Source organism: Candidatus Methylobacter favarea (assembly GCF_902806695.1).
Lineage (GTDB): Bacteria > Pseudomonadota > Gammaproteobacteria > Methylococcales > Methylomonadaceae > Methylobacter_B > Methylobacter_B favarea.
Genome location: NZ_CADCXN010000052.1, coordinates 44,911 through 51,938, shown reverse-complemented (window position 1 = coordinate 51,938; position 7,028 = coordinate 44,911). Strand labels below are relative to the sequence as shown.

Annotated in this window: 6 protein-coding genes; 2 read left to right on the top strand and 4 right to left on the bottom strand. The window is 43.8% G+C overall.

What is annotated here, in order from left to right:
• Positions 1-246: 246 nt before the first annotated feature.
• Entirely contained in the window at positions 247-1,140 is an 894-nt protein-coding gene (locus HUX64_RS06895; protein WP_174625503.1) for a lipid kinase, read from the bottom strand.
• A gap of 469 nt (positions 1,141-1,609) precedes the next feature.
• Here HUX64_RS06895 and HUX64_RS06890 point away from each other — a divergent pair, with 469 nt between their 5' ends.
• Positions 1,610-3,310, top strand: coding sequence for a tetratricopeptide repeat protein (locus HUX64_RS06890; RefSeq protein ID WP_174625502.1), 1,701 nt, complete (start codon positions 1,610-1,612; stop codon positions 3,308-3,310).
• Positions 3,311-3,591: 281 nt separating this feature from the next.
• Here HUX64_RS06890 and HUX64_RS06885 read toward each other — a convergent pair whose 3' ends face one another.
• Positions 3,592-4,047 (bottom strand): hypothetical protein, encoded by a 456-nt coding sequence (locus HUX64_RS06885; RefSeq protein WP_174625501.1) that lies wholly within the window; start codon positions 4,045-4,047, stop codon positions 3,592-3,594.
• A gap of 650 nt (positions 4,048-4,697) precedes the next feature.
• Between HUX64_RS06885 and pepA the strand changes: the two genes are divergently transcribed.
• Complete coding sequence (gene pepA, locus HUX64_RS06880; protein ID WP_174625500.1) at positions 4,698-5,567, top strand: flocculation-associated PEP-CTERM protein PepA; 870 nt, start codon at positions 4,698-4,700, stop codon at positions 5,565-5,567.
• Between the two features lie 139 nt (positions 5,568-5,706).
• On the opposite strand, the gene HUX64_RS06875 is transcribed toward pepA, so the two are convergent.
• Positions 5,707-5,856: a hypothetical protein gene (locus HUX64_RS06875; protein WP_174625499.1), complete on the bottom strand. Its 150-nt coding sequence runs from the start codon at positions 5,854-5,856 to the stop codon at positions 5,707-5,709.
• Positions 5,857-5,905: 49 nt separating this feature from the next.
• Positions 5,906-7,027, bottom strand: a complete 1,122-nt coding sequence (locus HUX64_RS06870; RefSeq protein WP_174625498.1) for a nitroreductase family protein — start codon at positions 7,025-7,027, stop codon at positions 5,906-5,908.
• Between the last annotated feature and the right edge of the window lies 1 nt (position 7,028).

The window sequence follows — 7,028 nt, the reverse complement described above, 5'->3', positions numbered from 1 at the left end:
CGCCATGCCCCCTCACTCAAATTACTCGGGTAACGTTTTTTCCGTTTTTTGTGCTCATACTATTTATTTCATAATCAAAATTGATACCTTATGGGCGAAAAGATGAATTTCCAAACAGCTTCTAAGATTCGGGGATATTCATCAGCGCTCGAATCTGCAACCCATCGGTAATGTTCAATCGATCGGCGGCTTGAATTAATAATCGCATCAAGTGCAACCTGTTTTTCAGTTCTCAGCATTGCATGATTACTCCTGTGTAAAATAATCGCCAGGTACGTATACCCGCAAGCTGTTCGGCTGCAGATCAAAATAAGCCGGGGTCTGAGAGACAAACTCACCATCCGCCCATATATCCAGGGTTCTGGAAGTATGTATTCTAATGAACTCGCCGCTGCGAAGCCAAACACCTTCGCGGCCTTTTAATTGACCGCCCAGCATTACTACTGAGTGACTTAACAGATTCCAGAAGCTTTGCGGTTCCAGACTAAAAATTCTCAATTTATGGTCATCGAATGAAGCTTCCGTGGATAAAGCCATTCCTCCTCCGTAAAACCGGCCGTTGGCAACAGTAATATGAATTGAGCGCACACTGAATCCTTCTCCATCGCAGACCACATCGGCACGATAGGGCCGCATCGATTTAAATGCGTCAATCAGGCTTCTTGCATAACTGAACCGCCCCCACCGGGCTTTTATATCTTTGGTCAGCGTGTTATTTACTTTCACGCCAAGCCCGATATGCGCAGCATTTATAAAGCAACGATCGTTGACTTTGCCCAAATCTATGACATGCAAGCGGCCATTGGCAATGATTGTAGCGGCTGATTCCAGGGATTCGGGGATTTTCAAAGTACGGGCCAAGTCATTGGCAGTGCCCATTGGCAAAATACCCAAAGCAAGTCCGCATTCTGAGAGAGCCCCCGCTGCGGAGCTCATGGTTCCATCACCGCCTGCAAGGATAACTGTATCGACTATGCCGCGATTTTGTCGAATTAAATCACTAGTATGGGAAGGACTTTCAGATTCTTGTTCGATCAGGTTAAAATTGGAATCTTTAAGAATCTTAACGGCGCCATTGAGCTCATTAACTGCTTTGCCGCTTTTTTTATTTGAAATAAAAAGGGCATTCCGTTTAGTCATTCAAATCATTCCTGTAGGATAATTAGTGGCCTGTAATATCCTTATGCACTAATCAATAAACTTAATAGACTACCATAGCCAGTTAATCAACTATCGCCTCAGTCTGATAGACAGTTGTTTTCCTAAATTATTTAAGCGATGGGGCAAATTTAATTATTAAAAATGGCCGTAAGGTTTAGTTAAATTATGAAGTTATTTTATAAGCTACTATAAATCAGGATTTTTATTTTAAGAAGGGTATCGGATAAAGCCTGCATAATCTGAAAGATTCTCCCGACCATAAAAACCCTTGCCAAAAAACCTGGCTTGACGATAAAAAACAATATATTGAAAAGCCGTTAAACTATTTAAACTATTGAGGCTGACTGGCTCTAAAATCTCTATTTATAAAGGGCATTGGCTTAGTGTCCGGGAATAGATATAAAGGCAGCTGTCTTAGGCCGATAATTAACATTTAAAAGGTAAGTTAATGAAAAATAAAACAGTAACCCTACAACATTGTGTTAAGGGAATAACCGTAGGCATCCTGGCTTTCAGTTCTATAGTCATGGCTGCAAACTATGACCTGTTAAATTCGCAGCCAAATAACCTCAATAATCCTGATTTAGCTGTCCCCCTGAATAATGAATCAGAGAATTCTCCTTCAATTCTTGAGTCATTCAGGCAAGCTGAAATAAATAACAAGAAGGAAAATTACCTTGAAGTGCTTGAGCTGGTAAAACAAAACAAACTTAAGGAAGCTCAGACCAAGGTTTCCGCCTTATTAAAAAAGTATCCCAATGAACCGGAGTACTACAATTTACAAGCGCTTCTGGAAACTCTTAATAAAGACATGAGCGCTGCCCGGCAAAACTATGAAAAAGCTATTAAACTGGAGCCGAAAAATATCCTCGCGCATCTTGGCTTGGCGCAATTGGCTTTGGAAAGCGGCCAACCCTCTAAGGCCAAAGAATATGTAAATAAGTCGCTGGCTATTAACGATAAAGCTATTAGCGCCTATTTCCTATTAGCGGCTATTGCTTACAAGCAAAAAGACAATACTGAAGTAGAAAAGGTTTTAATAAAAGCCCATGAAAAGGTAAAGGGAAATTTCACCGCTGAAATAAAAGTCATAAACAATTTAGCCAAGTTTTACGCCATTCAGAAACAACCGGAAAAAATCCTGGCCTTAGCTGAAGAGTTGGTCAAACGCTATCCCGATAACAGCGTCGCTTTATCTCTGCTTGCCGGAGCCCAAATTGTCAATAACAAAAAACCGGCAGCCGAGGACACATTACTTCAAATTATTAACCGGGAAAAACAGGATATTAACAGTCGTTTATTACTAGCCAAATTATGGAGTGAGCATGCTGATAAAGACAAGGATATACTTAAATTACTGGACGAAACAGCTGCAATAGCTGCTGATAAGCCGGAGGCTCTGGCATTTAAAACCGCCTATTTAATTAAACTGAAGCGTAATCAGGAAGCCCTGGAATTAGCCACCCGGATTGATACTCAATTTCCAAAGCTGGTATTGGGCAAGCTGTTAAAAGGTGAAGTGTATCGGGCAGAGAAAAAGCTCGATAATGCCATCGATATGTATCAACAAGTCTATAAAATTCAGCCGATCGACCAAGTGTTGTTTACTATGGCTGACATAATGAACGCCCAGGGGAAACTGCCGGACGCCATTAACCTTCTCAACAACGCATTGGAAAAAAATCCCAAAAACGGCGCTATCCATTTTAAACTGGCTACTGCCTATCAACTGCAGAATGACTATAAACAAGCTGAAGGTCATTATAAAGCGATACTGGACCAGCAGCCTGATAATGTGCTTGCCTTGAATAACCTGGCCTTTCTTTATTCACAACAAAATGACCCGCAGGCTTTGGGATTAGCCAAAAAAGCTTTTGAGAAAGCTCCTGAGTCAGCCGCAATTCTAGATACCTACGGTTATATCCTTATTAAACAAAATCAACCAAAAGAAGGCTTGCCGATACTTGAAAAAGCCGCCAGCCTGGCGCCCAAAGCCAATGACATCCAGTTTCATTTGGCAGAAGCTTATGCTGCCAATAACAACAAAAAACACGCCATTGAAATCCTCGAAGCCACTGTAAAAACAGAACAAGACTTTTCCGAAAAAAAAGCCGCCGCCAGTTTATTGAATAATTTAAGAGAAGATTAATCAAACGCAGTCTGAGCCAGATTGCTTTTACCCGAACAGCGAGCATAACAATCCTGAGTGATTCCCGGTAGGATAACATCTGTTTAGCTGGCGATTAGTGCTTATCCATCAATCGGTTTCAAGCCTGATTTGACAGTTATCTGTTGTGGATGCGTTTTTCATCTCAAGCCCGAACTCATCCTGACAATAATGAGCCAGCCCCAAACAGGCCGGGTTTTAATTGCTATCTCACAATAGAGTATCAAGGAAAAAATGTGGGTAGCGATTTTTCCTTACTTTTTTCAAGTCAGTTTAATGATAGCGATGACAGCAGAGATGGTTAGGCCTAATGACCAGAACATGAACCGGTCCAGGCGATGGGTGATGATGGTTAAATGCTTATCGATTTGCTCAAAGCGCTTGTCCACCTGTTCAAAGCGCTTGTCCACTTGTTCAAAACGCTTGTCCACCTGCTCAAAGCGCTTGTTGGTATCGATGCTCATTTGCTCCAGGCGTTTGTCCACCTGTTCAAAACGCTTGTTCATATCGGCGCGAATTTCTTCAAAACGCTTGTTGCTGTTCTCAAAGCCCTGCATCATCAACTCGCGCTGATGCTTGAGCTCTTCTTCAACGCGAACAATGCGCTCGCGGATATCCAGCTCATAACGCACATTGGCATTGGCAAATTCCGGATGCGCAGCCAGGCTCTGATCGATAAGGTGCTGGATTTGTTGCAGATCTTCTTGAGCAAGCGCCATAATAATGGCTCCCTCGGGGAGTATAAAATTTGATCTTATGTTAGCCGGAATACAGTGGATTGGCAATATTGCCCATGCCTTGCGTATGGAGTGTCAAGAAGTTTTACAGTTACTGTCCACAGTGCGACGCAGGGCACCTATTAGACCATTTGGCCGTTCCTAAACAGCCATACCGACAAAAACAAATAACCACTCATCGATGGAAAAAGCCAATTGAGGCTTTAATGGCACTGCCTGGTTTAGAGCCTATAGCCGGTCGTTAATTAATCCCTTAAATTTTTGGCTGTTTAGCAAAATCAATCGAATTTAATCCTATTGATCATATTGCCCTGCCGGGTTTACCAGTCCAGCTACAGATATATATAGTCGACAATTGCGCCTTAATCCCATTTGATAGAAAGAAATAAAAAATTCCGCAATTATCGAGACCACAGGCGTGAATGAAGGCCCTTTAATTTATGTCAGAATTTTTTACACTTTAGGGAATGACATTTAGATTAAAATTAACATCATTATTCAAGCCCTTGTTTTAAAATAAATTATATATTTTGGCGCAACTCATGCATATCAATTTGTACGTATGAAAAATTTATACCTGTCATTTAGCAAAATTATTTTAGCTTTTCGTACTTAACTACAGAGGAAACACTATGAAATTACATACCAAACCTAAAATGCCTTTGCTTACTACGGTAGCGGCGGTGGGACTAGCCCTGGGCAGCACTGGTGCGCTTGCTGGCCATATTCCAGGCTTTTCATTTTCAAACGACGCGTTTAACATTAACCCCGTTACTGCGGGAGCATGCACAGCGTCGGCAACTTGCGCAGACTCAACCACCAACTTACGTTACATCGATTTCAGCTACAATGCTGAAGCCGATCAAACAGTAAGCAGCTTCAACGAAACAGGCGGGGGGTTTTTCGGCACTTTCCGGGAATCACTGGGCGGCCAAGCGGCCCAAAACACGGGGCTTGGCACCGACTATAGCATCTATGCCTTATTCTCCGGATTGGGCACTACCGCTAACAATACCGCAGGAGGAATAAACGGCACGTTCAGCAGCTTTACTTTCTCCATGTATATAGATCCGAATCAAGACACAAAGCTCACCACTCCAGCTGTAGGCGGCCCTGATGAGTCTGTAACAGTTGCCAGTTTGGGCGCAGATGACTTTAACATATTAAACGGAACGTTAATTGGCAACAATGGCGGCTTCCATGTGTTTCCAGGGTTAGCGGGCGGTGATTTTGACGTATTATTAAACGCCACCAGAGTAGGGGGCTTTTTCAGCGGCGTGGCATTCGCCGATCCTGGAACTACAGCTGATTTTAACGGCGTCAATTCCAATATCGTAGGCGTGGCCCCGCCTCCTGGCAGTTTTACCGATGGCACAATTAACGGTTCTGGTAATGCCAGCTTTGGATCTCAACAAGTGCCTGAACCGGAAAGTCTGGCGCTGCTTGGCTTGGGATTGGCCGGTCTGGGTTTTGCCAGACGGAGCCGTAAAGCTAGATCTTAACCTTCACACCTTAGCGTGATTATGATCGGGAGCAGAATCTCATGGCTCCCGATTTTTTGCCTTACAAAATAGCAAGGCCGTATAACCGCTGTTATCGCTCGCTCCGAGAGCATTACCATCATGAAATGAAGATGTCAGCTTATACGAATTGCGATACCGGCAATGCCGGTATAAAAAACCAGTTTAAAACGAGGTGCCATTTGATAACATACCAATCGAAAATAACCGGCTGATCAGGCAGGTTTTTAATTATTTGACCGGAGGTCAGGGCGGCATATTCTTTATCCATTCAGCTATCTATTGGTCAAGACGGTGTAAAAAAACCTGACACCCAGTTCCTATAAGGTGCTTATATTCTCTCCTGCTTTATATTCTTCCCTGCTTTTTATAATTAATTGGTCCCTCCCAAGGCGATGAGAGCGAGATGCCGCTTTTTGGCCTTGTCCTATCCTGCCCATAAAAACAGCCATAGCAGTATTTTCAGCACCTACCAGACTGTCGAGCAAGTGTGCCAACTTTTTAGCATACACTACTAATGTGCTTTGCCTGGTAAATGCTACCTGGTTCTGAATATAACCGTAAAAAATCAAGGGCGTCATTTCCGGTTGCATTTGTAAACCAAGTTGGGTAGCTGTTAGCCAAAAACGTTGCAATGCGCGGCCAGCATTGAGAAAGTCCTGCATCGTTTCAGGCTCGTGCCTGGCGATTATCGCAAAATGCGCGGCGCAGCAAATTCCGGGAAGTAAATCCAACTCGATTCTCGGCAGTAAAGTGCCAAAACAATAAGTATTTAGAAAGCTGACGCGCCCCCAGCTTTTCATGGCCCATTTCATCAGCTTTGTGGCAATGGGATCCAGCCCTACAGCCTGGTCGGGAATTTTATCATCGCTAAAACGCGCATCCCATTCTATGACAGTACTGTGGGTGGGGAAGGCTTCCGGTAAGGTCAAGCGTAGCTTGGCGTTTTTGTACATTAACCTGGCCGCTTGCCAGCGTCCTTTAAAGCCCTCAATCCACTTTACCGTGTAAAAATCCCCCACAGCTTGCTGCAGTGCTGTTTTTTGTTCGGGAGTAAGTGCTGTGGTTTTTAAAACGCGGCGCTGCACGCTGCGGATTGGCAAACAGGCAAACAGCGGGTCAGGGGCGATATCGATATTTTCGGTTAACAAAACATCGACCGTTGGCTTGGTTTCTGAAGTATCTACGCGCAGCCTGAATTCAGCTGGGTGCCCGAATTCTCGAGCCGCAATGGCGATACTTTCCAACAAGGCGCCAATGGCTAATTGACTGGCATGTCCCTGCAAATCATAAACGCAGTGATCGCGCGTATCGTAACCATGCACGACAAAGTGACTTGCATCGATAATTTCAAAACGCCAGGTTTGCATATTGTCGCCGCTGGGCGCCCACCGGGCATTTTCGAGTATTTTTTCAATGAGTGTTTGCGGTTCTTTTCCCACG

Bases quoted from the DNA above. Each gene is read 5' to 3' on its own strand.
- HUX64_RS06895 (WP_174625503.1), bottom strand. From the start codon at position 1,140: ATGACTAAACGGAATGCCCTTTTTATTTCAAATAAAAAAAGCGGCAAA.
- HUX64_RS06890 (WP_174625502.1), top strand. From the start codon at position 1,610: ATGAAAAATAAAACAGTAACCCTACAACATTGTGTTAAGGGAATAACC.
- HUX64_RS06885 (WP_174625501.1), bottom strand. From the start codon at position 4,047: ATGGCGCTTGCTCAAGAAGATCTGCAACAAATCCAGCACCTTATCGAT.
- pepA (WP_174625500.1), top strand. From the start codon at position 4,698: ATGAAATTACATACCAAACCTAAAATGCCTTTGCTTACTACGGTAGCG.
- HUX64_RS06875 (WP_174625499.1), bottom strand. From the start codon at position 5,856: ATGGATAAAGAATATGCCGCCCTGACCTCCGGTCAAATAATTAAAAAC.